We start from the raw sequence: 25,523 nt of genomic DNA, 5'->3' as shown, positions 1-25,523 counted from the left end.
TTATTAATTTTTTGGTTCAGGTAAAATTAACTAACAGCCATAGGCAATTTATTCACCTATGTGAGCGTAACCTGTTAAGCCTGCATTAAAACCTGTTAAGCAGTGTTAAGTTGAAATATCGGGACCCGAAGTCTGGATCTCTTTGCGAATGCGACTTAGTGATTGAGGCTGAATACCCAGGTAACTGGCGATTTGATAGTTGGGTACCCGTCTTTCAATATTGGAATAGGTTTGACAAAAATCCAGATAGCGCTCTTTACTGTTTTTATCAAGACCGCTCTGAATGCGGTTTTTTAAACTAAGAAAAGCTTTAGTGACCTTGATACGGAAAAAACGTTCAAATTTGGGTACCCGTTCATAAAACTCCTCCAGATGCTGCCTGTGCAGCCCCAATACCACGGTATCCTCTATACACCGCACGTTTAAAACCGCCGGAGTATTGTTATAAAACGCAGAAAAATCACTGATCCACCAATCTTCTATAGCAAATTGAAGCACAGAGCGATCCCCGGTTTCTGAGGCATAGTAGGCCTGTGCACAACCTTCAAGAACGTAATACTCTTTTGTAACGGCATCCCCCTGTCTGATTATAAACTCGTCCTTTTTAAATTTCTCAAGCGAGAGGATACTTACAAACTCTTCAAATTCGCTATCGGTAAGGGAAACAATTGCTTCTATATGACTACGGAGTGCAGAATACATTAAACTAAACTTATAGAAAATTAAAGATAAACTTATTGCAGCTCACTTCAATTTTAGATTACAGGTTTAAGTTTAATTTAGGAATAGCGCTTTAAGTTTCAACATACTTTTATAAAAAAGATTGAATCTATGGATCTGGCGATTATTGAAGTATTTATCATACTGGGATTAACTATTGTATTTTTTGTCACCGAACTCTTCCCGGTTGATAAAATCGCCATTTTTATTATCGTTGCTCTGGTTTTACTGGGTTTGGTCTCTCCCGAAGAAGGTATAAGCGGCTTCTCCAATACCGCAACCATTACCGTGCTGGCACTTATGATTCTGGCCATAGCCCTTGAGGATAACGGCGTAATTGCCTGGCTTGCCCAGGGCCTGCAGAAACTCAGCATTCTCCCTATGATCCTGCTGATTCCGGTATTTATGTTTATAACCGCAGGTATTTCGGCATTTATAAGTACTACCGCAGTGGTTATTGTGTTTATCAAAATTATATTTCAATTGTCTGAACGCTTCGGAATCCCTTCCGGGAAATTACTACTCCCGGTATCTTTTGCCGGTATTCTGGGCGGAAGCTGCACATTAATGGGTACTTCTACAAACCTCATTGTAAATTCTATTGCACAAAACAGAGGCGTTGAAAAACTTGCTTTTTTTGAGTTTGCCTGGCTCGGAGGTATTTTTCTGCTTATCGGAATTATCGTCGTCAGTATTGCATCACGCTTTCTCCCGAAAGGTAATGCTTCAGAAAACCTGGAAACAGCTTATAAGCTCGACGAACTCATCACTACACTGAGCATTACAAAAGATTCAAAACTCATAGGCAAATCTATCGATAAGTCCTCCCTGCTCAACAATCCTAATGTTACCTTATTAAAATTGGTTCGAAATGGAATAGTGACCAATGCACCGGGCAAGTACATCACTCTTGCGGAAGGGGATAAACTGGTTTTGATGGCCGATCTGGAAACTATAGGGCGCATATCAAATGAAGAAGGAATTTCGGAACGTAAAACCGGACTAACCGACTCAGAAACTAAAGAATCTGATGATACAGGCATTCAACTGGTCGAAGTACTTGTACTGCCCGGATCTTCACTTATAGGAAATTCTCTTTCCAGTATAAAACGCTACAAGCTTGAAGGGGCTTTGCCGGTGGCTATTAAAAAACGAAAAAACATCCGCAACACTACCGAAAGACTCATTCGAAAGGATCTGGATCAAATCCGCATCAAATCAGGTGATCGTATTTTGCTGGAAATCACTCAGGCGGAAATTCAAAATCTCGAGCGCGTGGAAGGTATAGCTGTTCTTAAAACGCACGAATCGCTTCAAAATACAGATGTAAAACGGAAATACATTACCGCAGCAATCCTCATTACCGTTATTGGCCTTGCGGCTTCGGGCTTGTTGAGCATTTTGGCGAGTTCGCTCACGGGAATTGCTTTGCTATTGCTGACAAACAGCCTGCAAATGGATAAAATTTATCATAAAGTAGACTGGCAAATTTTCTTCCTGCTTGCCGGTATGATTCCATTGGGAGTTGCCATGACAAACAGCGGCGCCGATGTCTGGTTATCTGAAAAATTACTGCTGTTTTTTGAAGGCAAAAATCACCTCTTTATTTTGGGTGCATTATTTAGCATAACGATGATTTTGAGCGGTTCAATATCCAATAATGCTACCGCGGTGATTATGACCCCAATTGCCATCACTGTTGCATCTGGTCTTGATCTTTCTGCGAAACCATTTATTCTTGCGGTCTTATTTGCGGCCAGCTTTAGTTTCTTTACACCCGTGGGCTACCAGACCAATACGCTGATATATAATCTGGGTATTTATAAGTTTAAACATTTTCTTATAGTAGGCGGCTTGCTTTCGCTAATACTGTGTGTAGTGGCAACATTCCTGCTTTCGGGCTTACTTTAAGTAGACTTTCAACACAAACTTATGCGGCATCAAAGGAAACAAAGCCAGAATTCTAGGCGCTCTTCGGAGTTTTATATCCTTTGGCGGTGCCAAAAAAAAAGCAGCTATCTAAAAGAATCAGATAACCGCTCGTTTGTGATTGATGAATGTGGCTTTTAAATTCGGTTTTTTCACCATCGGTACATTCCCCATTTAAAAGGAACAAGCCCACTGTCTTGTATACTTTCCGCTGCCTCGGCAGCCGTTAGTCTAATTTTAAACCTGAATAGAAAAGAACGTTTTTGATTGATGTTATATAAATAAGACGGGACAGAAGTTTTTTTGTTACAGTGCTTATAAAATATTTTTCGTGTTAAACTAATGTAAACCCCCATAGCTATCTTTCTGTAGAACTGTTACCTTTGTATTTTTATGAGAAATCCCTTGAAAAACAAGCCCAACACTTCTTTAAAACACAAGGCATTTAAGCTTTTTATCAAAACTTTAAAGTACGTTGAAATTGGGTTTCGTTTTGCCGCCCTTAAATTTCATACGGCTATTAAACGCAAGTGGGTGCGCTATCCGCTAATGGCAATTGGATCTCTATTTTTTTTGTTCTCCCTTTTCTTTTTAAGTATTTATCTGGGATTGTGGGGGAAACTTCCAACCAAATACGAACTTACTCATCTGGAGCAAGCCCTGGCCACTCAATTAGTGGATCGCAATGGCGAAAACATTGGCAATTATTACATTTTTGATCGAAGACCTATAGGCTTTGACGAGATTCCCGTACATCTTAAAAACGCACTGATTGCTACTGAAGATGCCCGGTTTTATAAGCACGACGGAGTTGATAAACTAAGCCTGATGCGTGTTTTCTTCAAAACCCTGCTTATGCGTGATGAATCTTCCGGAGGAGGAAGTACCCTTACGCAGCAGCTGGTCAAGAATATTTACGGCCGTCCTGATAGTGGGACTATGGGGCTTGTTATTTCCAAATTTAAAGAGTTTATAGTGGCTCAGCGTATAGAGCAGGTCTATACTAAAGAAGAAATTATAAACCTATATCTTAACACGGTACCCTTTCCTGATAACACCTATGGAATTGAAAGCGCCAGCCAAAAGTTTTTTAATAAAAGCACAGAGCTCCTTACACTTAACGAAGCCGCAATACTAGTAGGATCTCTTAAAGCCAATAACAGTTACAACCCCCGTGTACATCCGGAACGGGCTAAAAAAAGAAGGGATGTCGTTATCAATCAAATGTTGCGTTACAAATACCTGAAGCCTCAGGACACAATTGGTATGGAGCGTGATACTATCGTTCTTAGTTATCAGGAACGCAGCGATCTGGGCATCGCTCCTTACTTTAGAGAACTTATACGAAAAGAAGCCCGCGAACTCCTTAAAAACTATTCTAAGGAAGATGGCAGCTCGTACGATCTGTACAAAGATGGGCTTACCATTCACACCACCCTCGATAAAAAAATGCAGCAATATGCAGAAGCTTCAATGCGCGAACATATGGCAGCGCTGCAAACGCAATATGAAAAAGCCTACGGAAATTACGCCCCGTGGAATCAAAAATCAATACTTCAGCCCTCTTTAGAACGACTGCCGTATTACCAAAAACTTATTAAAGACAGTATTAGCGGGCAGGCTCTGGAAGATTCTCTGAATGTAAAAAAAGAACGCACCATTTTTGACTGGAACACCGACGAACGCAGACAGCTCATGTCGGTACGCGACAGCCTTTCTCATTATCTTTCCCTTCTCAATTGCGGTTTTATAGCCATGGATCCTCAAACCGGCGGTATACTGGCTTACGTAGGAGGTATCGATTTTCAAAATTTTAAATACGATCACGTAAGTCAAAGTGAGCGTATGGTGGGGTCTACCTTTAAACCCTTTGTGTACACCACTGCCCTTGAACAACAAATGGACCCCTGTACTTATTACGATGGTGCCAAACAGGTATATCATTTTAACGAGAAAGTCTGGTCGCCGTCAAATTCAGGTGGTGAGGGGGAAGATCTCAAGTATTCCTTAAAAGGGGCTTTGAGCAACTCTATAAATACGGTTGCCGTTAAAGTGTTACTCGATGTAGGTATTGGTAAGGTGATTTCGCAGGCCAGACGTATGGGGATAGAATCAAAATTACCCTATGTTCCTTCATTGGCATTAGGTACAGCACAGATAAAAATGCGCGATTTGGCTTCTGCCTATACTTCATTTGTAAATCAGGGTAAGCCCGCAAAACCGTATTATATCACAAAAATTGTAGATCGCAGTGGCCGGGTCATAGCAAAATTTGAACCTCAAATCGCTGAAAAACCGGTGATGCGCAGCAGTACCAGACAGACAATGATCGAAATGATGAAAGCTACTGTAAGTGAAGGTACAGCTACCCGACTAAGGTACACGTATAAGCTCAAAAATGACATTGCCGGAAAGACCGGGACCACTCAGGATAATAAAGATGGCTGGTTTGTGGGGATTACACCAACAATTGTTGCCGTAACCTGGGTAGGTAATGATGATTATCGTATTGGCTTTAGCAGTACAGGTCTGGGCGCAGGTGCAAATTCGGCTTTGCCTATTTATGCTAAATGGATGCAAAGACTTAATGCCGATACCACCTATGCTTCTTTGACCTCACAGCGATTTAGAAGTCCGTCTCAGGAAGTTGCCAGCTCATTAAATTGCCCGCCTGTAGTGCGTGACAGTACAAGTTCTGGAGTTCAATCATTTTTTGAGTCCATTTTTAACGGTCAGGAAGAAGAGTCTGTAGAAGAGGTTTACCTGGATGATCGGGGGAAAATATTAAAAACCGTAGAGCAGGTTGTTGAGCCTGATCCTGAAGTTCAGGAAGAAGAAGAGGAAGGCAACAATGGGGGCTTCTTTTCGTTCTTAAAACGGAAGAAAAAGAAAAAAGACGATCAATAACCCCGTAATTAAGCAATTTCCGGGCAATCAAATGTTAAATTACTATTAAAGATGGTTAATTAATTTGATTTGATAGATATCCATGTTATAATACATTCTAATTACTTTAAAAAACAAATTTATATATGAGACAACTCAAAATCACCAAGCAGGTAACCAATCGGGAATCAAAATCTTTAAACACGTATTTACAGGATGTAAGCAAACTCGATATGATTACCGCTGATGAGGAGGTCGAGTTGGCACAACGTATTCGTGAAGGCGATCAGGTTGCTTTAGAACGATTGACGAAGGCTAATTTGCGTTTTGTGGTTTCTGTTGCAAAACAGTATCAAAATCAAGGCTTAAAATTGCCCGATTTGATTAACGAAGGTAACGTAGGTCTTGTAAAAGCCGCTAAGCGTTTTGATGAAACCCGTGGTTTTAAATTCATTTCCTATGCTGTATGGTGGATTCGCCAATCTATTTTACAGGCGATTTCAGAGCATTCCAGAACCGTGCGTTTACCACTTAACAAGATTGGTACAATAAGTAAGATCAACAAAGCTTTTTCTTATTTAGAGCAAAGTTTAGAGCGTCCGCCATCTGCAGATGAGATTGCAAAAGAACTTGATATGACCGTTGCCAAGGTAAAACTGGCAATGAAGAATTCAGGTCGTAATCTATCGATGGATGCACCGTTTAAAGAAGGTGAAAATGACTCTAACCTGTATGATGTATTGAAGTCTGGTGAGTCTCCAAATCCGGATGCAGATTTAATGCAGGAATCTTTGGGTACCGAGATTGAGCGTGCTCTAGAAACCCTGTCACCTCGTGAGTCTGACGTTATTAAATTAAACTACGGTCTGGGTGGTGAGCAGCCGCACACCCTTCAGGAAATTGGTGAGATGTTTGATTTAAGCCGTGAACGCGTACGTCAGATCCGTGAAAAAGGAATTCGCAGATTACGCCACACCTCAAGAAGTAAAGTGCTAAAAACCTATTTAGGTTAAAATAATTACCTGGTAAATAAAAAAATGCCCTGCTTTCGCAGGGCATTTTTTATGCTTCAAAGTTGACTATTATTCAATAGTCAGGTCAAAGGTTTGAGCAACATCGGTTTCCCCTCCTGCGTTACTTAAATTACCCTCACTTACACCCTCAGCATCTTTATTAGGCTCGTGACGTAATGTAACTGTAAACTGCCCGGTAGATGCAGCCCCGGCTTGCATAGTAAAAGAAAGCCCCACAGGATTTGTACTACCATTAGTTAAATAATCATTTTCTTCATCAGCATAAACAGCCGCAGCATCTAATCCTCCGGTAACCTGATAGAAAAACTGATGCTCATCTGCTTCTTCCTCGATCTCTTCATTAATTACTTCTGCAGGAGAAACAGTCTCATTTTGAAGAACAATACTTCCTGAATACTGCATCCCAGCCTGCAGATTACCCGAGACCGTTCTTACAGGAGCATCGGGGCCATCCCCATCTAAATCTCTTGAAGTTAATGTTACCGTGCTTCCGGTCTGAGGCACAAGAGTTACCGTTACCGTAGTTATTACTTCTTCTTCGTTTATTAATTCAGGTGTTCCCTCATCGTCTGAACAGCTTGAGAAACTGATTAGTGCTAAAAGTAAAAGGCTTGAGATTTTTAAATTTTTCATGATTTGATATTTAATAATTAAGTTTTATTTGAATTTTAAAATTTCGTCCCAAATCATCAGCGAAATAGCGCTGACGATTCAGGTAATCGCGATAGGCCGTATTAAAAATATTATCTACAAAGAGGCCTAGAGTCAGTGTAGATTTATTAAGCACCTTAAATTCTGCTGAAGATGCCAGGTTAAATAAACTGTATGCTTCGGGAGATTCACTTACACGTACATTTTCGGTCACTTCAGATCCCGAATCGTTGATATAGGTTACCTCAAAATCAGTATCGGGAAATCGCGTTTGTTTAAAAACACTTTGATTCCGTAAGGAAACATTTAGATTATTCCATTCCGCTTTGCGAAAGGAAAAAGTGGTGTTCACATTAGGCGCCGGCATATCAATTAAGGGTCTGTCACGATCCAAATCCTGCCCGTTTACATAAGCAAATGCGGTTTTTAGATCAAACTGATCATTAAAATAATAGGCTGCCTGAAGATCTACGCCAAATAACCGCGCATCCACCTGAGAATACTCGTAAACAGGAAATGCACCGCGATTGGTGTACTGAAGCCCTGTTGGCTCAAGAATTATAAAATCGTTGATCTGATTGTAATAGGGATTAATCCCAAAGCTGAACCCTCCGGTCTGACCATTTAATTCAAGACTGGTTTTATAGGATTGCTCCTGTTTGATACGCAGATCTCCCAATTCGATAATCGCAGCTGAATGGTGCAGGCCGTCACTAAATAATTCTGCAGGATTTGGAGCCCGTGAAGCAGAGCTGAAATTGAGTTTCAAATCCCAGTTGTTTACAAACTGATACCTACCTCCCAGCGTTCCTGAAAAGTTATGGTAATCAAATACCGGATTTATCAGCAATTGGTTGTCAAAACGCTCAACGATTAAATCTGAAAAATCGGCATCATAATCGCGATCTTCCCAGCTGCTGTTCAGATAGTATTTTTGAGCGTCAATCTCATTGAAATCATACCTGAAACCACCATCTATTTTAATGCTGCTATTGATGTCATACGAAGCTGTTGCATAGGCTCCAAGAGTATACATCTCATAATCAGGTATCAGACGTCTAATGTCTGTTTCCGGATTCGGGAAGTTTTCCTGATAGGAAGCTTCAACCCCAAAATCTGCCTTAAAATCAGACCGCGCGTCATAAGCAAAATTACTTTGCAGCGTATGCGTGGTCAGCTTTAGATCAAGACTGGGTTTATCGCGGTTTTCTCCCCTTCTGATGTCATACTCTAATCGGTTGTTTTGCTGAAACGAATAATCAAGTGTAAGCTTTCCGGCTTTCTCAAAGCGCTTAAAAACACTTAGTTTGGCCAGATGATGCCTTACATCCTGTTTTGGTGCATTGATATCGTAGGTAAAATCCCTTATGACATCAGGCTCTCCGCTATTGATCGCTCGTATAAGGTCACTCACATTACCAATATGACTGGCCCTAAGGATACCTATTTCAGCATCATACATACTGTAATAAGCGTCAAAACCATAGGTGAACTTATCTAGCCCCACACCTACCGAAAAATCATTTTCAGAAACTCCGGTATTCGATAAAACATAATCTGGTGCTTCACGATCGCCCGAACGCTTTCGGGTACCCTGACCCTGAAGGTAAAAGCCGTTTTTATAAGCTTTCATCAGGGTTGTAGTAATACCGTAGCCACGGCCATTGGAGGCACCACTAAGAATTGTTTTTCCATACAGGGTGTCCTTGGCCGGCGCCTTGGGGGATTCGGTTAAAATCACCCCTCCTACCGCATCGCCACCGTAGCGCAGGGCACTCGCTCCTTTTACAACAGTTACGTTTGCAGCAGTATTTAGATCCAGGTTTGGAGCGTGCTCTACCCCCCACTCCTGATCTTCCATACGCGTACCGTTATTGATTATCAATACACGGCTGCTGTGCAATCCCTGAATAACCGGCTTTACGACCGTACTCCCGGTATTAAGTGACGAAACACCGGGTATTTCACGCAGTGCATCTCCCAAACTGGCGTTGCTATAGCCCTCCAGATCTTCGGTCTGCAGTACCTGAGCAGCACTGGATGAAGAGCCCTTTGTTGTGTTTTGCCCCTTTACGGTAACGGCGTTTAGCTCTTCGGTATGGTGCTCGAGTTTAAAATCGCGCTTTACATTACCATTTAGCTCAATTGTAAAATCGGCAACCTCACACTCCGGATGCGTGATCGTAATGACATAGGTACCTTCGCAAAGACCGTTAAGTACGTATTTCCCATCAAAATCTGTCAGGGCATATTTTTGATATCCATTTATACTTAAAGTAGCATTGGGTAACACCTGGCCATCGTGAAAATCGCGTACCACACCGCTAATGCTGTATTGGCATTCCTGCGCCTGCATAGCTATACTAAATAGGCTTGCAAGCACTAAAGTGAAAAATTTCATAGTGAATCTATATTTCAGTTCATCCGAAAGGAGAACTGATTTTCAGTTTATAAAATCAACCCATTCTATTGCCAAAAAAACAATAGGATAAAGGTTGCAAAGCTTATATTAAACTGATGCAGACGGGGGTGCTTTATTAAGAGATTTCCCGGTAAGAACGGGAATAGTTTGAATAGTTGTGTAGAAAAAAGTCTTTTGAATTCGGGTAATGACAACTACCGGAGACTGCACCCCATCATAGGCCTGTGGCAAATAAAAATCAGTCTGATTTTTCTGTTTCTGGCTTAAAAGACATAATTCACAATGATGGTTGTTTAAATCATCCTTATCGTGAACGTATTTGTGTAAATCGGCAACTTTAAAAGCAAAAACAGCCAGTACCAAAAAGATACTGAGCAGCAGTTGTATGTTTTTACTTTTAAAAATCATTAACTATCGTTAAAAAGTTTGAATCAAACTTACTATAAGCTGGCCTTTGGTTTGGGTATTTGTTATTTCACGCATATAACCCAATTCTGTAGTAATACCAGGTGTAAATTTATAACCTGTACCGCCAAAAAACCAAAGCCTGTCAAATAAATTTGGTGTAACTGCCGTCTTTTTTCCATTTATGAAAACTTCACCGACAGTCCACAAATAAAAGGTTTTTGGGGCAATTTCCTTGGCGTTTAACGCAATTTTTGCATTTAGCATATAGCGATAACGCATTCTAAAATCCTGATTTTCGATAATACGCTCCTCAAATCGTATGCGGTGTAGAAAATACAATCTGGATGCCATCTTTTGATTCCAAATCACATCCTGATACGGTCTGTGCTCGTAAAATGTCTCTTCATTTTCCCCAAAAAAGCCGGAAGTAAAATAAGAATAACCGGCAAGCAGCTTTAAAGGTGTGTCCTTGGGTTTATAAAACAAGCCTGCTCTTAAAATGGATTGCTGAAAATCGCCGGCAACTTCAAAATTACGAAGCTGTACATCCCCCATTAGTCCAAACTGAGAGTCTTTAAAGTTTGTTGTAAAAAAATAACCATACCAGGCCCCCAAGTGGAGTTTCCTTCCTGAGCTTGTAATTTGCCTGTTATTATTAAACTTAAAATGGCAAAAAATAGAAAAAAGCCTTTATTCAAAATTGAAAATTATTGCGCAGGAACATTGGCATACATCTGACTCAGTTTTAAACGTAGCTTTCGCATATAATCTTCCTCGAGCCAGTCTTTATAGTTTTTGGTGTTCTTCATAATACAGTAAGAATACTGTCTGATACGGTATTGTATTTCTTCCTTAAGTTCCCGCGCAAGAATACGCGCATCAAAAATGTCTTCGGTATTCTCAAAAACAATTTGAGCATGCTGATTTATAGATCGTTCTAAAGCTTCCTTAGATTTTAGACCTTTGGCAAAAACTTCCTCGTATTCCTTTTTGATATCAAAATCAATATTGGTGCTGTTGCTGAATTGTGCCCGAAGCTCAGGTGGCATAACGTATTCAAAATTACGCTCGATTTCCTCGTCACTTATCAGGTTTTCCAGATAAAAATCAGGATACAGGAAGATATCATTCCAGTCCATCGGCGCATCCCAAAGTCCGAAACGTGCCATGTTATTCCCCAGATCAATGACCTGAAAACTCTTCTTGTCCGGTAAAATACGTGAACCCCGACCTATCATTTGAAAATACAGCGTGAGTGAACGTGTTGCCCGGTTTAGAATTATGGTTTCGACGGTAGGTTCATCAAAACCGGTAGTAAGAATACTTACCGAAGTAAGTATGGCATCGGGTGTGTTTTTAAACCATTTTAAGATCGCCTTCCGCTCTTTATTGGTATGCGTATTGTCTAAATGACGCACGTCGTAGCCGGCTTCTCTAAAGGTTTCGTACACATATCTGGAGGTATTGATCCCATTATTAAAGATCAGCGTTTTGGTGCCTTTAGCACGCTCCTCGTAAGCACTCAGCAGCTTCTCCTGCATACTGTGATTGGTATACAGTATTTCTGAAGATTTCACGGTGTAATCCCCGTTAATCCCTACCTGCAGCGTTTTAAGCCCCACATCATAAGAATGCACGTGAGCTTTAGCTAAAAATCCTTTCTCAATTAATGAACCTATACTCTCACCAATAATAAGCTTGCGGTAGTTGTCTTTCATAGGCAACTTCACATTAGAACTCAGCGGAGTAGCCGTAACACCAAGTATAAAGGCATCCTTAAAATAACTGAAGAGTTTTCTAAACGAATTGTAATGCGCTTCATCTATAATGACCAGCCCTACATCATCAATATCTATCTTCTCATCCTGAAGCCGGTTGTTAAGCGTCTCTACCATCGCCACATAACACATATAATCTTCGTGACCCTCAAGGTTTTTAACCTTGGAGTTAATGATCATATTTGGCACATTGAAGGTTTTGAGCATTTTTGAGGTCTGTGAGGACAACTCAATACGATGGGTAAGAATCACGACCTTCTTTTGCTTCTGCTCTATATATCTGCGTACTATTTCAGAAAAAATAACCGTTTTACCGCCGCCCGTGGGTAGCTGGTAAAGCAGATTAAAATCATCGGCCTCTTCTTCCATACAGGAAAAAATCCGGTCGAGATCATTTAACTGGTATTTGTATAATTCTTTTCCGCTATTTGAATCCTGCTCTTGCGCCATACTGCTTTTTTGTAGCTCTGTGTAATTATGAATTTTGCAAAAATAAGGGATTTAAAGGGCTTATCGTAAGATTCTGCGTGGAATTACCAATTTGGCAATAAAGTCTCTTTATTCTGAAAAATCTACAAAGTCTCAAAGTCTAATCAAAAGACCTTATAGTCCAGATCCTAAGCTTCCGCACATATTAAAAAAAAATGCCCGTTTGAATTTGAAAAAAAAAGCTTCAAACCGTTACCTTTGTTTTCTAAATAAAACCCATCAATTTTGAAGAACCCGAAAGCACAAAAACTTATAAATAAGCTCATAGAAGAAGTTGAGTTGAACGGCATCATTACCAATACGATCGTTGCCGACCTAAAGGATCTGAGACCTTTCGCTGTTGAAGAAAAGCGTCCCCTGTTAGCTAAAACCATACGTTTAACCTTTGAGCATATTGAAGAATACCAAACCTTTGATATCCCAATCCCTGAAGAGGAACCCATTGAGGGCTATGAAGAACTGCTTGAGGATCAGGAAAATCAATCAACACCTGAAGAAAGCCTGCTCTACTTACTCAACCTTATTGCTGAACCTGAAAATAAAGCAAACAGACTTGATTTAAGGGCTTACGTTGAAGCGCTACAGGAATATGCTGAAGAAAACTAAATTCTCTTCAGCCTTATAGAAATAAAAAGGACCGTCTGATAAACAGACGGTCTTTTTGTTTGATACTAATTTACCTGATAAGCTATATAATTTTCTAAAAGTACAGTGTACCCTGAAGGTAATGGGCCAAATCAGGCATTACAGTAGTTTAATTCTTTGGTGGTTTTGAAGGTCGCACCTCGATTTTACTTGGCAGGGTACGCGGATTCATTTTGAGCAGATCTACAATAAGCTCACCAATGTCTTCACTTTGTATCTTCCACGCATCCTCTTTTGAAGGTTCGTTACCATTAAAATGGGTAGCTACAGAACCCGGCATTATTGTAGAAACCTTAATATCGTCCTGTCTCAGATCGAGCATAACGGCCTGCGTAAATCCGGTAACCCCAAATTTACTGGCATTATACGCCGCTCCTCCAGCAAAGAAATTGGTACCTGCCAGACTCGAAATGGTGAAAATATAACCTTTAGATTTCTTCAGTTCGGTTAATGCGGCTTTTACGCTGTAAAAAACACCGGTAAGATTTGTATCTATGGTTTCTTGCCATTGGTCTACGGTCATATCCGAAATTCCGGCAAAATGGCCCAATCCTGCGTTGGCAACCAGTACATCCAGCTGGCCGAACTCTTTTAGAACCGTATCAACTGCCTGAAACTGACTGTCCATTTTACGCACATCAGCTTTCACACCAATGGCCTTACCTTTTCCTTTTTTGTTTAATTCGGTAGCAGCTTTTTCAGCAGAAGTGAGATTGCGACTGGTTATTGCCACATTCATTCCCAGTTCTAATAGGGCCTCTGCGATGCCTCTACCTATTCCTTTGGTTCCCCCGGTTATGAGGGCAACCTTATCTTTAAATTTATCCATATGTTAAAATTAAGGGTATTACCGCGGATGTTAAAACCCGAACTTTTAAAGTTTTCCCAATTCTTTCTGTTTTGATACAGATTGTAGTGCACATCTTTGTAAGCCGCGAAAGCATAGGATATATTTGCAAAAAAATTACCATGTCCCAACAGCGCAAAACCGAAAAAAAATCACGCTTAAAGCTGCTGCACCAATATTATAAGTATACCGGTTTTTACAGCTTTCTCGCAGGAAGTCTCAAAAAGGCTATTACTCCGTTGCTGGTTTTTGTCGCAATCCTTCTGGGCATTCATTATTTTGTTATTGACATCAATGACCTGCTGATTAAAATGACTAATACCTTCCCTCCTTTTTGGGTGCTTACGGTATTTTTTATTTCAGAAAGTATTCTTGGACTCATACCACCCGAAATTTTTATTGCGTGGAGCGATAAAATGCCCGATCCCATTCTTTACCTGTCTCTTATAGCCGTGCTTTCCTATGCCGGTGGTATCGTAAGTTATTTTACCGGAAGAGCCGCAACCCGCATACCTGCTGTTCACGATTACCTGGAGGTTAAGATGGCAAAGCATCTTAAAAATGCACGTAAATGGGGAGGATTTTTAATTATTGTAGGCGCAACACTGCCCGTACCCTTTGCAGTAAGCAGTCTGGCTGCCGGTATGATCAAATACCCGTTTACGAGTTACTTACTATTTGGTTTGCTGCGTTTTGTTCGCTTTGCAGTGTACGGTGCTGCTATTTTTAATATGGTCTAAAATGATACAATCTTTTAAATGGATCGCAATTCTGGAGGGTATATCCTTCCTCCTCATACTTTTTGTAACCATGCCGCTTAAATATATTTTTGATGAGGGACAGCCCAATCAAATCATAGGTATGGCCCACGGCTTTTTATTTCTTGCTTACGTGGTTATGGCTTTTCTGGTCAAATCTGAATTAAAGTGGAATACTAAAACCCTATTGATCGTTTTGGCGTGTTCTATAATCCCTTTCGGTACGTTCTGGATGGAACGCAAATATCTTGAGCCTTCTAAATAACCTCTTCCTTTTTTGTATTTTCAAACCTAATTAGCTGTATTGAAATACGGCGTAAAGACTTTAGTTCTCAAATAATACCAGACATGAAATACCTTACTCTCATTTTTATATGCGGTGTTTTTTTCGCTAATGCGCAAAGCGAAAAGGCTCCACTGGTAAAGTTAGATACTCTTAAAGACGGCTTTACCTACGACATCAGGTATGCAAGCACCAACAATTTTCTGAAAGAAGCATTTTACGATTGTGCTGCCTGTTATTTGAGACCGGAAGTTGCAGCGGCACTCAAGGAAGCCAATCACTATTTCTGCGAAAAGGGCTATCGCATTGTACTTTTTGACTGCTACCGGCCGGTAAGTGCGCAAAAAAAGATGTGGGCGGTATACCCAAATGCGCAGTATGTTGCCAATCCCTATACCACCGGTTCTGTACATAATCGCGGTGCAGCAGTTGACATCAGCTTAGAAAAATTAGACGGCACTCCGGTAGATATGGGTACAGATCACGATTTCTTCGGCCGTGAGGCGCATATTGATAATACCGATTTACCTAAAAAAGTGCTCGAAAACCGAAAATTGCTTCAGGAAGGTATGATACGTTTTGGTTTTGAAACCATACGTACCGAATGGTGGCATTTCAATTACAAAAAGAATTATAGTTTTGAAATCATCAATTTTGATTTTGAATGCGAATAGGCTTGTAATCAACAATTAACGCGTCTAAGCCCTGATTTTAAAGCTCCTGTCTTTTCCTCTTTTCTTTAAATTATTTTCAAAAAAGCTCGTTTAACATTGTAAAAAAATTATCCACGAAGCCAATATACTGTTAAAATCTTAATTTAAAAATCCGCAACCCGCTTTCTCCCGTATGTATTAGCAGATAACCAAAAACTAAACATTATGGGAAAGAAAAAATCAATCGACGCCACAGCACAAAGTGTGGCTAGAAATCGCAGAAACTTTTTAAAAGTGAGCGGCCTCGCCCTCGCCGGAACCGGTCTTTTACTTGCTTCCTGCGACAATGATGACGACGGGATGAAACAGTTGGGCGGCGTTTTTGATCTGGGATCAGGAGATACCGGCGTACTCAACTACGCTTTCGCCCTGGAACAATTGGAAGCTGCATTTTATACCAATGTACTGGATGGGTCTTACTGGGCCGGTGCAAATGCCGAAGAAAAAGCCATCCTTGAAGATTTATACAATCACGAAGTCAATCACAGAGACTGGTTTAAGGCAGCAATTGATGCAATTGTGACCAACTCGTCTCAGCGCTTACCTGCTAATCTTGAATTTGATTTCAGCAGTGTAGACTTCAGTAGCCGAATTTCAGTTCTTCAAACTGCACAGGCATTAGAAGATACTGGTGTAGGTGCCTACAACGGGGCCGGTATTTATATAAAAACACCCGCATACCTTACTCTTGCCGGCAAAATTGTTTCTGTCGAAGCCCGGCACGCAGCCGCTATTCGCTCGCTTATTAATGGAGATTCAGACTTTAAGGCGTTTGCCGGAGATGATATTGTTACTGAAGATACCGGTCTGGATGTGGCATACACACCTGCCAAAGTATTTGAAAATGCAGGACCGTTTATCAAAACTCCGTTTACATACTCAGACCCAATGGGATCGTAAGTACTAACCTTTAAAGAAAATCATCATGAATATCATAAAATTTTTAGACGAATTCACAACTGAAAAACTACAGGCTCCTATGTCATCCAGACGCGAGATGTTTGGCCAACTGGGAAACATTAGTAAAAAAGCAGCGATGCTCGCCGTTCCATTTGGTCTGGCTACCGCCGGTAATAAAGCTCAGGCTCAGGAGGTAGGCGATGTCCCCGCAATATTTAATCTGGCACTTACTTTAGAATATCTGGAAGCCGAGTTTTATATGAAAGCGCTTGAAAGCGGTGTGCTAAGCAGTAATGCCAAAGCACGTGCAATTTACGAGCAAATCTCACAACACGAAGATGCCCACGTAGCCTTTTTAAAACAGGCCTTAGGCAGTGCCGCGATAGATAAACCTACCTTCGATTTTACAGCGGGTGGAAATTTTGATCCTTTTATGGAAGATACGTCAACATCTGTTGATACCGCCTATACACAACTCCTTATTTTGGCTCAGGCTTTTGAAGACACGGGCGTTCGGGCGTATAAAGGTCAGGCCGCAAATCTTATTGGTCAGGGTAACCTGCTTACTGCAGCTCTACAAATACACTCGGTTGAAGCGCGCCATGCTTCTGAAATCAGAAGACTTAGAGGCCTAGAAGGATGGATTACCCGTAACATTACAGGAATACCCGATTTAGGTGTTCAGGCGGCAAATGAAGGAGTAGCTTTAGTATATGAAGGCGAACAGAATACAACCCAAGGTGGAATTGACGTAACCACGCTGGGATCTGGTAATCCTTTCTCTTTAGATGCTTCCACCCAGGCTTATGACGAGCCTATGAATGGAGAAACTGCTTCAACAATAGCAAGCCTGTTTATAGTAAGTTAATACTGGTCGCTGATCGTAATAAAAAAACCCGATGTTTTAAGACATCGGGTTTTTTAGTTTATTGAAAATTCTTATTTCTTCTCCTTTTCTGTCTTTTCAGGCTCATTGAGCTTTTTAGAAAGCTCTAATGACAGGGCAGAACGCTCAAAACGCATCTTCCCGGCGCCTGCATCAAGCAAAACGCTATCATCATTAAGCTCCAAAATTTTACCGTGCAGACCGCTTTTAGTAATCACACGATCTCCACGTTTTAAGGCTTCAGAAAACTTCTTTTCTTCCTTTTGACGCTTCATTTGTGGGCGAATCATAAACAGATACACCACAGCAATCATCAAAAGAATAGGTAAAAAACTGGTTATTTGTTCCATTGTAGGGGATTATCCTTGTGCTGCAGGTCCTTCAGTAGGCTGCACAAAAGCGGTTATTTTTACAGTTTCAGTACCTTTTTCAGTATTCGATTTAACAGTTACAACCTTAGTAACTGCATTAAGGCCACTACCGTTATATTTTACCAAAAGTTCTCCGGTCTCACCAGGCTGAACGGGTTCTTCAGGAAAACTAGGTACTGTACAACCACAGGTGCTCGTAGCATCTACGATAACTAAAGGAGCTTTCCCGGTGTTTTTAAATTTGAATACGTGTTCCACTTCGGTACCTCTGGCGATATTACCAAAATCATAAGCCGTTTCTTCAAATTCTAAAATCGGAAAAACCGTTGCATTCTCATCGCGAGTTGCAGCCATTTCTACGTTTTCACCTTTAACTTTATCAGACGCATTGTCTTTACAGCCTGTAAATGCCATTGCAGCAACTATACCTGCAATAAAAAATACTTTTTTCATATTCATCAAATTTTTAAAAGTTCAAAAATACAATTTTATTGGCAACGCCAAAGGTATAACACCTTCAAGCTTTGCTTAAAACTAAATTTCAAACAACGCCCCGGGTTTGACCCCAAGTAGCTGTTTTAATGGAGATTCTATAATCCCCTCTCAAATCTGTGCAAAAGCTATTCCATAAGACCACGACCGGCCTTATTTAAACGGCCTTCCTTTTTATATTTTTTGACCAAACGGTCTAAAACCCCGTTTACAAAAATGCTGCTCTTGGGGGTTGAATATTCTTTAGAAAGCTCGAGGTATTCATTTATGGTTACTTTAACCGGTATTGACGGAAAACGCAAGAATTCACAAAGAGCCATCTTGATAAGTATTTTATCTAAAACCGCAATACGATCCTGATCCCAGTTTGGTGTATTCCCTAAAATTTCAGATTCAAATTCGGCATCGTTATGAGCGGTTCTTCTCAATAAATCACGGGCAAACTCCTGATCTTCATCGTCTTTATACAATTTGGGAAGGATGGTGCTTTCCGGTGAGTTGGGTTTCAATTTACCCAAACGCTTTACCAGTGTGGTATTTACAACCGGTAAATCATCGAGCCAGGTAATGCGGTAATCCTCCAGGTAATCGTAGAGCTTATCGTTTGGTGCAACAAATTCGGTAAACATATCGATCACAAACTGGCGGTCTTCTTTGAAACCGGTTTCAGCCTGCATCATATACTGCTCATACAGATCACTCTTAACGACTTCATCATAGATGAGCACGACATACTCGTTATCCAAACGCCAGTTTTTCAGCTTGGCTTTTTTGAGACTTTTGGCCAAAGTCTCATTTTCAGCGAGACGCACAAGAACCTCATTATTTACAAAACGTAAATTGGGATTGCGGTCTTCTTCTGTTGCGAGAATTTTTTGCTGGGAACGCTCGAGCATATCCTTTGCGTGAGCGTGAATTTCGGTTAGTAAATCTACGAGAACCAGATACAGGTCATACATCTGGGCAGTACTGGCATTGAGAAACTTTTCTTCTTTTTGTAAATCGGGCTGTTCGGCCTGACTTAAAGCATAAAGCGCCTGCATTACCTTAATGCGAATGTGCCTCCTGTTGAGCATAGCGTTAATGAACTTAAAGTGTTAATACCCGAAGGTATTTTAGAGCTTGGTTTGGCGAGCGGCCTTGATGATCCTGATTATCCTTTACGAAAATTAGACCCGGGGCCGAACGCTCAAAAACGCTGCAAAAATACATGATCTCTAAAAGTTCTGAGCCCAAAAACTGCTTTTTTATCTTAAAAATACCTGCGGGGCTTTTCTAAGCTGAATCGCGTATCTTTGTCGGCCGTCTTGAGCCTTCAATTTTCTGTCAGGACCACCAATTACAACTCGTTATGACAACCCATAATGGGTATTAGAAAACTAAAAATGCTTAACCATAAAATTAAGGCATTGATTATCTGCGGATAACAAAATTTTAAACAGATGAAGGAATTACAGCATCTCAATAAATATTTTAAAAAGTACAAATGGAAGCTCATTTTGGGGTTCTTCATCGTACTGGTTGCGCGCATATTTGCCATTCTTACGCCTAAGTTTAGTGGTGATATGATCAACCTGGTAGAGAATTATATGAGCGATGGCGGGGAGATTAGCGAATTACGGCATGATCTCCTTATGACCCTGCTTCTGCTTCTGGGAGCTGCGCTGCTTTCGGCCTTCTTCACCTTCTTAATGCGGCAGATGTTTATTGTAGTTTCCCGTTATATGGAAGCCGATCTTAAAAACGAGGTTTACGAGCAGTATCAAAACCTTTCGCTCAATTTTTACAAGAAAAACCGCACCGGCGACCTTATGAACCGCATTAGCGAAGACGTAAGCAAAGTACGAATGTATCTGGGACCGGCCATTATGTATGGGGTAACCACTTTTATACTTTTTGCGACGGTTGTTCCCTATATGTTTTACACCGCTCCCGAACTTACGCTTTATGTCATTATCCCCCTGCCCGTACTCTCGGTCGCGATTTATCAATTAAGCAAGCTTATACACAAACGCAGCACGATCGTGCAGGAGTACCTCTCGCATCTGAGCACCTTTACTCAGGAATCGTTTAGCGGGATTGGCGTTATAAAGGCATACGGGATTGAAAAACAAACCGCTGAGGGATTTGAAAAACTCAGCATTACCAGCAGGGATAAAAACCTCGATTTGGCAAAAGTGCAGGCCTTTTTCTTTCCGCTTATGATTGCTTTGATAGGCGTGAGTAACCTGCTCGTGATTTATATAGGCGGAAAAAAATACATTGACGGCAGCATTCCCGATCTGGGCGTGATTGTCGAATTTTTGATCTATGTAAATATGCTCACCTGGCCGGTTGCTTCTGTAGGTTGGATTACCTCTCTGGTACAGCAGGCCGAAGCTTCCCAAAAACGGATCAACGAGTTTTTAAATGAGGTACCCGATATTAAGAACCATACCCAGGCTCACACTCCCGTAACCGGAAAGATTACATTTAAGAACGTGAGTTTTACCTACGAAGACACAAACATTACAGCTCTTAAAGACATATCATTTGAGGTTAACAAAGGAGAAACTCTTGCGATTATAGGTAAAACCGGTTCCGGAAAATCTACCATTTTAGAACTTATAGGCCGTTTATACGACACTACAAGCGGCACTATACTCATTGATGAAACCCCCATAGCCGATCTTAACCTGAAAGACCTGAGAAGCAGCATTGGTTATGTACCTCAGGAAGCCTTTCTTTTTAGCGACAGCATCAAGGAAAACATCAAATTTGGTAAGAAAGACGCGACCGATGCAGAGGTGACTCAGGCTGCCAAAAACGCTTCGGTACACGACAATATCATTGACTTTTCTAAGGGCTATGATACGGTCCTGGGTGAACGCGGCATCACGTTAAGCGGTGGCCAAAAACAACGGGTATCTATCGCAAGGGCGATTATTAAAGATCCGCAGATCCTGCTCTTTGACGATAGTCTTTCAGCCGTAGATACGGAGACTGAAGAAGAAATTCTGGAGAATATTAAACGCATAGCGGCAACTAAAACCACCGTACTGGTAAGCCACCGTATTTCTTCGGCTAAAAACGCAGACAGGATAATTATCCTTGAAGATGGAGAGATCATTCAGCGTGGTACACACGAGGAGCTGGTGAATCAGGAAGGTTACTATCAGGAGCTGTATCGCAAGCAGCTGGAGGAAAAAGAAATGGAATAATTTTTTGTACACCATTTAATTTTTTTCCATTTTTGACAGCGTAATGCATATTAATTAAACCAAGAATATGAGCAATACTGAAATGAGGGGGAATGACGAGATATTCTCTAAAGTGTTAAGAGCAGGGCGCCGCACCTATTTTTTTGACGTACGTTCTACCCGTGCAGGAGATTATTACCTAACTATAACCGAAAGCAAGAAGTTTACCAATGATGATGGATCCTTTCATTACAAAAAACACAAAATCTACCTGTATAAAGAAGATTTTGAAGGGTTTTCTGAAATCCTGAACGAAATGACCGGTTATATTCTTGATGAAAAAGGAGAAGAGGTCATTAGCGAGCGTCACCAGAGTGATTATACCAAAGATGACGATGCTGAGCTGGTTGCTGAAAAACCTGCCAAAGCTTTCACCGATGTAAGCTTTGAAGATATTTAAAAAATTACGTCCAGTTATTAAAGCCGCAACTACTTCGGCTTTTTTTATGCTCAAAATTCAGTTTTAATAAAAGAGCATCAGCGGGTAATGCTGTGGGTAGGGTATCTGCACATAAATCAATATCTTTAAAATCGAAGCATTTAATCAAAAGCATACAAGCTGCAAGTTCCCTATTATGAAACACCTTTTCGTTATTTTTCTCTGTATTGGATTTACCCTTTCTGCACAAAACACCACATCAAAACTTTCGCTCGATTATTACCTGCCTGATCAGGTTACCTACAATCCCGAAATACCAAAACCGCAGGACCTTTTGGGTTATATGCCCGGGGAATGGCACGTAAGCCATGACCAGCTCATCGGCTACATGCAGCGACTGGCTGAAGCCTCACCGCGTATACGTATTGAGCGTCGTGGCAGTACTTTTGAAGGTCGCCCTATCTTGTTGCTTACCATCACTTCGCCCCAAAATCAGCAAAATTTAGACGAAATACGCGAGCGTCACGCAGCATTAACCGAAGAAGGCGGCGCCAATTTAGACACTTCAACTATGCCGGTTGTGGTATACCAGGGCATGAGTATTCACGGCAATGAAGCCAGTGGTTCTAATGCCGGTCTGCTGGCAGCCTATTACCTTGCAGCAGCCGAAGGTCCCGAAATTGAATCCCTGCTTAATGATGTGGTTATTCTTTTTGACCCGTCGTTTAATCCCGATGGTTTACAGCGCTTCTCCTACTGGGCCAATACCAATAAAAACCAAACCATAACTGCCGATCCTCAGGACCGAGAGTATGACGAGATCTGGCCCGGCGGCCGTACCAATCACTATTGGTTTGACCTGAACCGCGACTGGTTACCGGCAGAATTACCTGAATCGCAGGCGCGTATAGAAACCTTTCACCAGTGGCATCCCAACATTTTGACCGATCATCACGAGATGGGCAGCAGTTCGTCTTTTTTCTTCCAACCCGGAATCCCAAGTCGTACACATCCCCTCACTCCTGCCCTTAATCAGGAGTTAACCGCAGAAATAGGAACCTATCACGCAAAAGCTTTTGACAAAATTGGTTCGCTGTATTATACCGAAGAAGATTATGATGATTTTTACTACGGAAAAGGATCTACCTTCCCCGACATTAACGGAAGCATAGGTATTCTCTTTGAACAGGCCAGTTCACGGGGCCACCTTCAGGAAACTGAAAACGGACTGCTGAGCTTTCCATTTACCATTCGCAATCAGTTTACCGCCTTTTTATCTACACTTGAGGCAGCAAAGGCTATGCGAACCAAACTGCTCAATTACCAGCGTGATTTTTACGCCAATTCAAGAGCTGAGCGCGGTAAGGATGCCTATATCTTTGGCAGTACAAACGATCCTGCACGTGCCGCGCATTTGGCCAAATTGCTCAAAAGACACCATATCGAAGTATATAAACCGGCACGGGAATATGAAGCTGACGGAAAAAAATTTGGTACAAACAGCAGCTATTTAGTACCCAAAACGCAAAAGCACAGCCGCTTGCTAAAAGCCATGTTTGAAACCCGTACCACGTTTCAGGACAGTTTATTTTACGATATTTCGGCGTGGAGTTTTCCTCTGGCATTTAACCTCGATTTTAGTGACACTGCTCATGCCGGTCTTCTCGGCGAAAAACTGGATAGCATCACATTGCCTCAACCGCTTACCCTGCGGCAAAGCAATTATGCCTATTTAATCCCGTGGGGAGATTATTACGCCCCAAAAGCTTTAAACGCCATACTCAATAAAGATATTCGGGTTAAAATGGCCATGCAGCCCTTTACGCTTAATGGAAAAACCTATGATTACGGGACTTTAATGATCCCCGTGCAGAATCAAAAGCTGAATGCCGAAGCATTGCAAAGTTTCTTAGATGGAGTGGCCAAAAACGCACACGTAAAAATGGATGCCGTCTCAACCGGATCTACACAGGGTATTGATTTGGGAAGCCGGCAGTTTGAATCCTTAGAAAAGCAACACATCGCGCTTTTAGTGGGTGAAGGCATCAGTTTGTACGATGCCGGCGAGATCTGGCATTTGCTCGATACGCGTTTTGACATTTCGATCACCAAGTTAGACACCCGCAATTTCAGCCGGTCAGATCTTAACCGGTATACAACAATCATTATGCCCTCAAGCTGGGGTAGCGCTCTTACAGACGAAGATGCCGAAAAACTGAAAAGCTGGGTTCGTGAAGGAGGTACGCTTATCGGTTTTAAAAATGCCGCAAAATGGATGAAACGTCAGGGACTAGTCGATTTTACAGAAGTAGAAACCGAAAATCCTGCGACCAACATCAGCTTTGAGCAACGCAGTGATTTTAACGGCGCACAGGTTATAGGTGGTGCCATTTTTAAAGCCAAACTGGACCGCTCCCATCCTATTGCGTTTGGTTATGACCGGGGTGAAATAAATCTTTTTAGAGATACTACCCTGTTTATCGAAGCCGATGAAACCAGTTATAAAAATCCCGTTTTATATACCGAAGAACCCTTGGCCAGCGGTTACATTAGCGATATCAACCTTGAAGCCTTAAAAAGTACTCGCCCCTTTGTACATCAAAGCCTGGGCAGAGGTGATGTGCTTGTGTTTACAGACAACACCAACTTTAGAGCGTTCTGGTACGGTACCAGCAAGTTATTTATGAACGCCATTTTCTTTGCCGGAGCGATGTAGGGTAACGGTTTGCGGTTTGCGGTTTGCGGTTTGCGGTTTGCGGCAAAATATTTTGAAAATCTGGAATTCCGTATAAAACCTATAAATCGAAAGGGTATATTTACGAGAACGTAATCGTATAGTATACGCTTACAAACGTTTGTAAATGAATTATAAAACAGGTATAACACAACCAGTTGTGTTATACGTACGTTGTAAAACATTAAAGAAAAACTGTATGAAATCAATATTGACAATCTTCTTAATAATACTTTTAGGAACTTCAACTTTCGCTCAAAATCAGAATTCGAGAATGAGCATAATGAAAGCTGAAAAACCAATTTTGATAATAAACGACAGTATAATTGGAAGTATTGATTTGTTGAACAAAATATCCTCTGACAAAATTGAGGAAATGAATGTTTTTAAAGAAAGAAAATTAAGTTCTAATTGCTTATTTATTGAAAATGAAAAAAGTGCAGGAATTATAATTGCGAATATCAATCACGAATTTAAACTCAAATCTCAAAAAGAATTGAATCTATTTTTTGGACTTAATGAGGAAAATAATATTTATGTTAACGGATATTTAATTGAAAATAAAAATCAGAATATCTCATCTGAAAGCATTGTCGGAATTGAATTAATAAAAGCTGACAATTTTAGACTAAAAAAACCTGTTTTGAATATAGAAATTGAATAATAACGTTTTACAACAATGCATAACCGCAATTACGGCGGATTCGACTACGTCCGAATCCACTCGGAATTGCTAACGTCTGTGCTAAACCGAAAATTATTAACTTTAAATCCGTAACTGACGGTTATACGAGACCGTTGTGCAACATAGAAATAAAAAATTGGAGGAAATTGAGCATCCCCCAAAAATTAGGACAGTAATTTAAGTTCCAAAATAACTTTAAATTTACTGTTTTATGACACGAAGAAAATTCACACCCAAGTTCAAGACCAAAGTGGTTTTAGAAGCTCTCAAAGAG

The 25,523-nt window shown here is 41.0% G+C and carries 23 protein-coding genes; 13 read left to right on the top strand and 10 right to left on the bottom strand.

Annotated elements, in window-relative coordinates; genetic code table 11:
• Positions 1 to 105: 105 nt before the first annotated feature.
• Positions 106 to 702: a Crp/Fnr family transcriptional regulator gene (locus LLW17_RS17700; RefSeq protein WP_228231624.1), complete on the bottom strand. Its 597-nt coding sequence runs from the start codon at positions 700 to 702 to the stop codon at positions 106 to 108.
• A gap of 129 nt (positions 703 to 831) precedes the next feature.
• Here LLW17_RS17700 and LLW17_RS17695 point away from each other — a divergent pair, with 129 nt between their 5' ends.
• From LLW17_RS17695 to LLW17_RS17685, 3 genes are all read left to right on the top strand, one after another.
• Positions 832 to 2,631 carry an SLC13 family permease gene (locus LLW17_RS17695; protein WP_228231623.1) on the top strand — a complete coding sequence of 600 codons (1,800 nt, stop codon included), beginning with the start codon at positions 832 to 834 and terminating at the stop codon, positions 2,629 to 2,631.
• A 411-nt stretch (positions 2,632 to 3,042) separates the two neighbouring features.
• Complete coding sequence (locus tag LLW17_RS17690) at positions 3,043 to 5,556, top strand: transglycosylase domain-containing protein (protein WP_228231622.1); 2,514 nt, start codon at positions 3,043 to 3,045, stop codon at positions 5,554 to 5,556.
• A gap of 125 nt (positions 5,557 to 5,681) precedes the next feature.
• Complete coding sequence (locus tag LLW17_RS17685) at positions 5,682 to 6,548, top strand: sigma-70 family RNA polymerase sigma factor (protein WP_073097290.1); 867 nt, start codon at positions 5,682 to 5,684, stop codon at positions 6,546 to 6,548.
• 69 nt (positions 6,549 to 6,617) lie between these two features.
• On the opposite strand, the gene LLW17_RS17680 is transcribed toward LLW17_RS17685, so the two are convergent.
• The 5 genes from LLW17_RS17680 to LLW17_RS17660 all read right to left on the bottom strand — a co-directional run bounded on the left by LLW17_RS17680 (position 6,618) and on the right by LLW17_RS17660 (position 12,278).
• Entirely contained in the window at positions 6,618 to 7,202 is a 585-nt protein-coding gene (locus LLW17_RS17680; protein ID WP_228231621.1) for a type 1 periplasmic binding fold superfamily protein, read from the bottom strand.
• A gap of 10 nt (positions 7,203 to 7,212) precedes the next feature.
• Positions 7,213 to 9,621, bottom strand: a complete 2,409-nt coding sequence (locus LLW17_RS17675) for a TonB-dependent receptor (protein WP_228231620.1) — start codon at positions 9,619 to 9,621, stop codon at positions 7,213 to 7,215.
• Positions 9,622 to 9,729: 108 nt separating this feature from the next.
• Entirely contained in the window at positions 9,730 to 10,050 is a 321-nt protein-coding gene (locus LLW17_RS17670; protein ID WP_228231619.1) for a hypothetical protein, read from the bottom strand.
• Positions 10,051 to 10,059: 9 nt separating this feature from the next.
• Positions 10,060 to 10,665, bottom strand: coding sequence for a DUF2490 domain-containing protein (locus LLW17_RS17665; RefSeq protein WP_228231618.1), 606 nt, complete (start codon positions 10,663 to 10,665; stop codon positions 10,060 to 10,062).
• Between the two features lie 92 nt (positions 10,666 to 10,757).
• Complete coding sequence (locus LLW17_RS17660) at positions 10,758 to 12,278, bottom strand: DEAD/DEAH box helicase (RefSeq protein ID WP_228231617.1); 1,521 nt, start codon at positions 12,276 to 12,278, stop codon at positions 10,758 to 10,760.
• A gap of 264 nt (positions 12,279 to 12,542) precedes the next feature.
• Here LLW17_RS17660 and LLW17_RS17655 point away from each other — a divergent pair, with 264 nt between their 5' ends.
• Positions 12,543 to 12,923 carry a hypothetical protein gene (locus LLW17_RS17655; protein ID WP_228231616.1) on the top strand — a complete coding sequence of 127 codons (381 nt, stop codon included), beginning with the start codon at positions 12,543 to 12,545 and terminating at the stop codon, positions 12,921 to 12,923.
• A 148-nt stretch (positions 12,924 to 13,071) separates the two neighbouring features.
• On the opposite strand, the gene LLW17_RS17650 is transcribed toward LLW17_RS17655, so the two are convergent.
• A complete protein-coding gene (locus LLW17_RS17650) occupies positions 13,072 to 13,791 on the bottom strand; it encodes an SDR family oxidoreductase (protein ID WP_228231615.1) in 720 nt (239 codons plus the stop codon).
• A gap of 140 nt (positions 13,792 to 13,931) precedes the next feature.
• Between LLW17_RS17650 and LLW17_RS17645 the strand changes: the two genes are divergently transcribed.
• From LLW17_RS17645 to LLW17_RS17625, 5 genes are all read left to right on the top strand, one after another.
• Positions 13,932 to 14,549: a YqaA family protein gene (locus LLW17_RS17645; RefSeq protein ID WP_228231641.1), complete on the top strand. Its 618-nt coding sequence runs from the start codon at positions 13,932 to 13,934 to the stop codon at positions 14,547 to 14,549.
• Position 14,550: 1 nt separating this feature from the next.
• Complete coding sequence (locus tag LLW17_RS17640; RefSeq protein WP_228231614.1) at positions 14,551 to 14,832, top strand: DUF3817 domain-containing protein; 282 nt, start codon at positions 14,551 to 14,553, stop codon at positions 14,830 to 14,832.
• A gap of 83 nt (positions 14,833 to 14,915) precedes the next feature.
• Complete coding sequence (locus tag LLW17_RS17635) at positions 14,916 to 15,524, top strand: M15 family metallopeptidase (protein ID WP_228231613.1); 609 nt, start codon at positions 14,916 to 14,918, stop codon at positions 15,522 to 15,524.
• A gap of 204 nt (positions 15,525 to 15,728) precedes the next feature.
• The gene (locus LLW17_RS17630; RefSeq protein WP_228231612.1) at positions 15,729 to 16,463 is read left to right on the top strand and encodes a ferritin-like domain-containing protein; all 735 of its coding nucleotides are present in this window, start codon (positions 15,729 to 15,731) and stop codon (positions 16,461 to 16,463) included.
• Positions 16,464 to 16,488: 25 nt separating this feature from the next.
• A complete protein-coding gene (locus LLW17_RS17625) occupies positions 16,489 to 17,331 on the top strand; it encodes a ferritin-like domain-containing protein (RefSeq protein ID WP_228231611.1) in 843 nt (280 codons plus the stop codon).
• A gap of 71 nt (positions 17,332 to 17,402) precedes the next feature.
• Here the strand turns inward: LLW17_RS17625 and yajC are convergent, their stop codons facing one another.
• The 3 genes from yajC to nusB form a co-directional block, all read right to left on the bottom strand.
• On the bottom strand, positions 17,403 to 17,699 hold the full coding sequence (yajC, locus tag LLW17_RS17620; RefSeq protein WP_228231610.1) for a preprotein translocase subunit YajC: 297 nt from the start codon (positions 17,697 to 17,699) through the stop codon (positions 17,403 to 17,405).
• Positions 17,700 to 17,708: 9 nt separating this feature from the next.
• Positions 17,709 to 18,173 carry a DUF1573 domain-containing protein gene (locus LLW17_RS17615; protein WP_228231609.1) on the bottom strand — a complete coding sequence of 155 codons (465 nt, stop codon included), beginning with the start codon at positions 18,171 to 18,173 and terminating at the stop codon, positions 17,709 to 17,711.
• Between the two features lie 167 nt (positions 18,174 to 18,340).
• Entirely contained in the window at positions 18,341 to 19,288 is a 948-nt protein-coding gene (gene nusB / locus LLW17_RS17610; protein ID WP_228231608.1) for a transcription antitermination factor NusB, read from the bottom strand.
• 366 nt (positions 19,289 to 19,654) lie between these two features.
• Here nusB and LLW17_RS17605 point away from each other — a divergent pair, with 366 nt between their 5' ends.
• The 4 genes from LLW17_RS17605 to LLW17_RS17590 all read left to right on the top strand — a co-directional run bounded on the left by LLW17_RS17605 (position 19,655) and on the right by LLW17_RS17590 (position 25,228).
• A complete protein-coding gene (locus LLW17_RS17605; RefSeq protein ID WP_228231607.1) occupies positions 19,655 to 21,412 on the top strand; it encodes an ABC transporter ATP-binding protein in 1,758 nt (585 codons plus the stop codon).
• Between the two features lie 67 nt (positions 21,413 to 21,479).
• Positions 21,480 to 21,851, top strand: coding sequence for a PUR family DNA/RNA-binding protein (locus tag LLW17_RS17600; protein ID WP_228231606.1), 372 nt, complete (start codon positions 21,480 to 21,482; stop codon positions 21,849 to 21,851).
• A 175-nt stretch (positions 21,852 to 22,026) separates the two neighbouring features.
• Positions 22,027 to 24,546, top strand: a complete 2,520-nt coding sequence (locus tag LLW17_RS17595; RefSeq protein ID WP_228231605.1) for a M14 family metallopeptidase — start codon at positions 22,027 to 22,029, stop codon at positions 24,544 to 24,546.
• A gap of 217 nt (positions 24,547 to 24,763) precedes the next feature.
• A complete protein-coding gene (locus LLW17_RS17590) occupies positions 24,764 to 25,228 on the top strand; it encodes a hypothetical protein (RefSeq protein WP_228231604.1) in 465 nt (154 codons plus the stop codon).
• Positions 25,229 to 25,523 lie beyond the last annotated feature (295 nt).

Origin of the sequence: Leeuwenhoekiella parthenopeia (genome assembly GCF_020782115.1) — a bacterium.
Lineage (GTDB): Bacteria > Bacteroidota > Bacteroidia > Flavobacteriales > Flavobacteriaceae > Leeuwenhoekiella > Leeuwenhoekiella parthenopeia.
The sequence above is the reverse complement of the archived record's forward strand: the minus strand, read 5'-3'. Positions and strand labels throughout refer to the sequence as shown.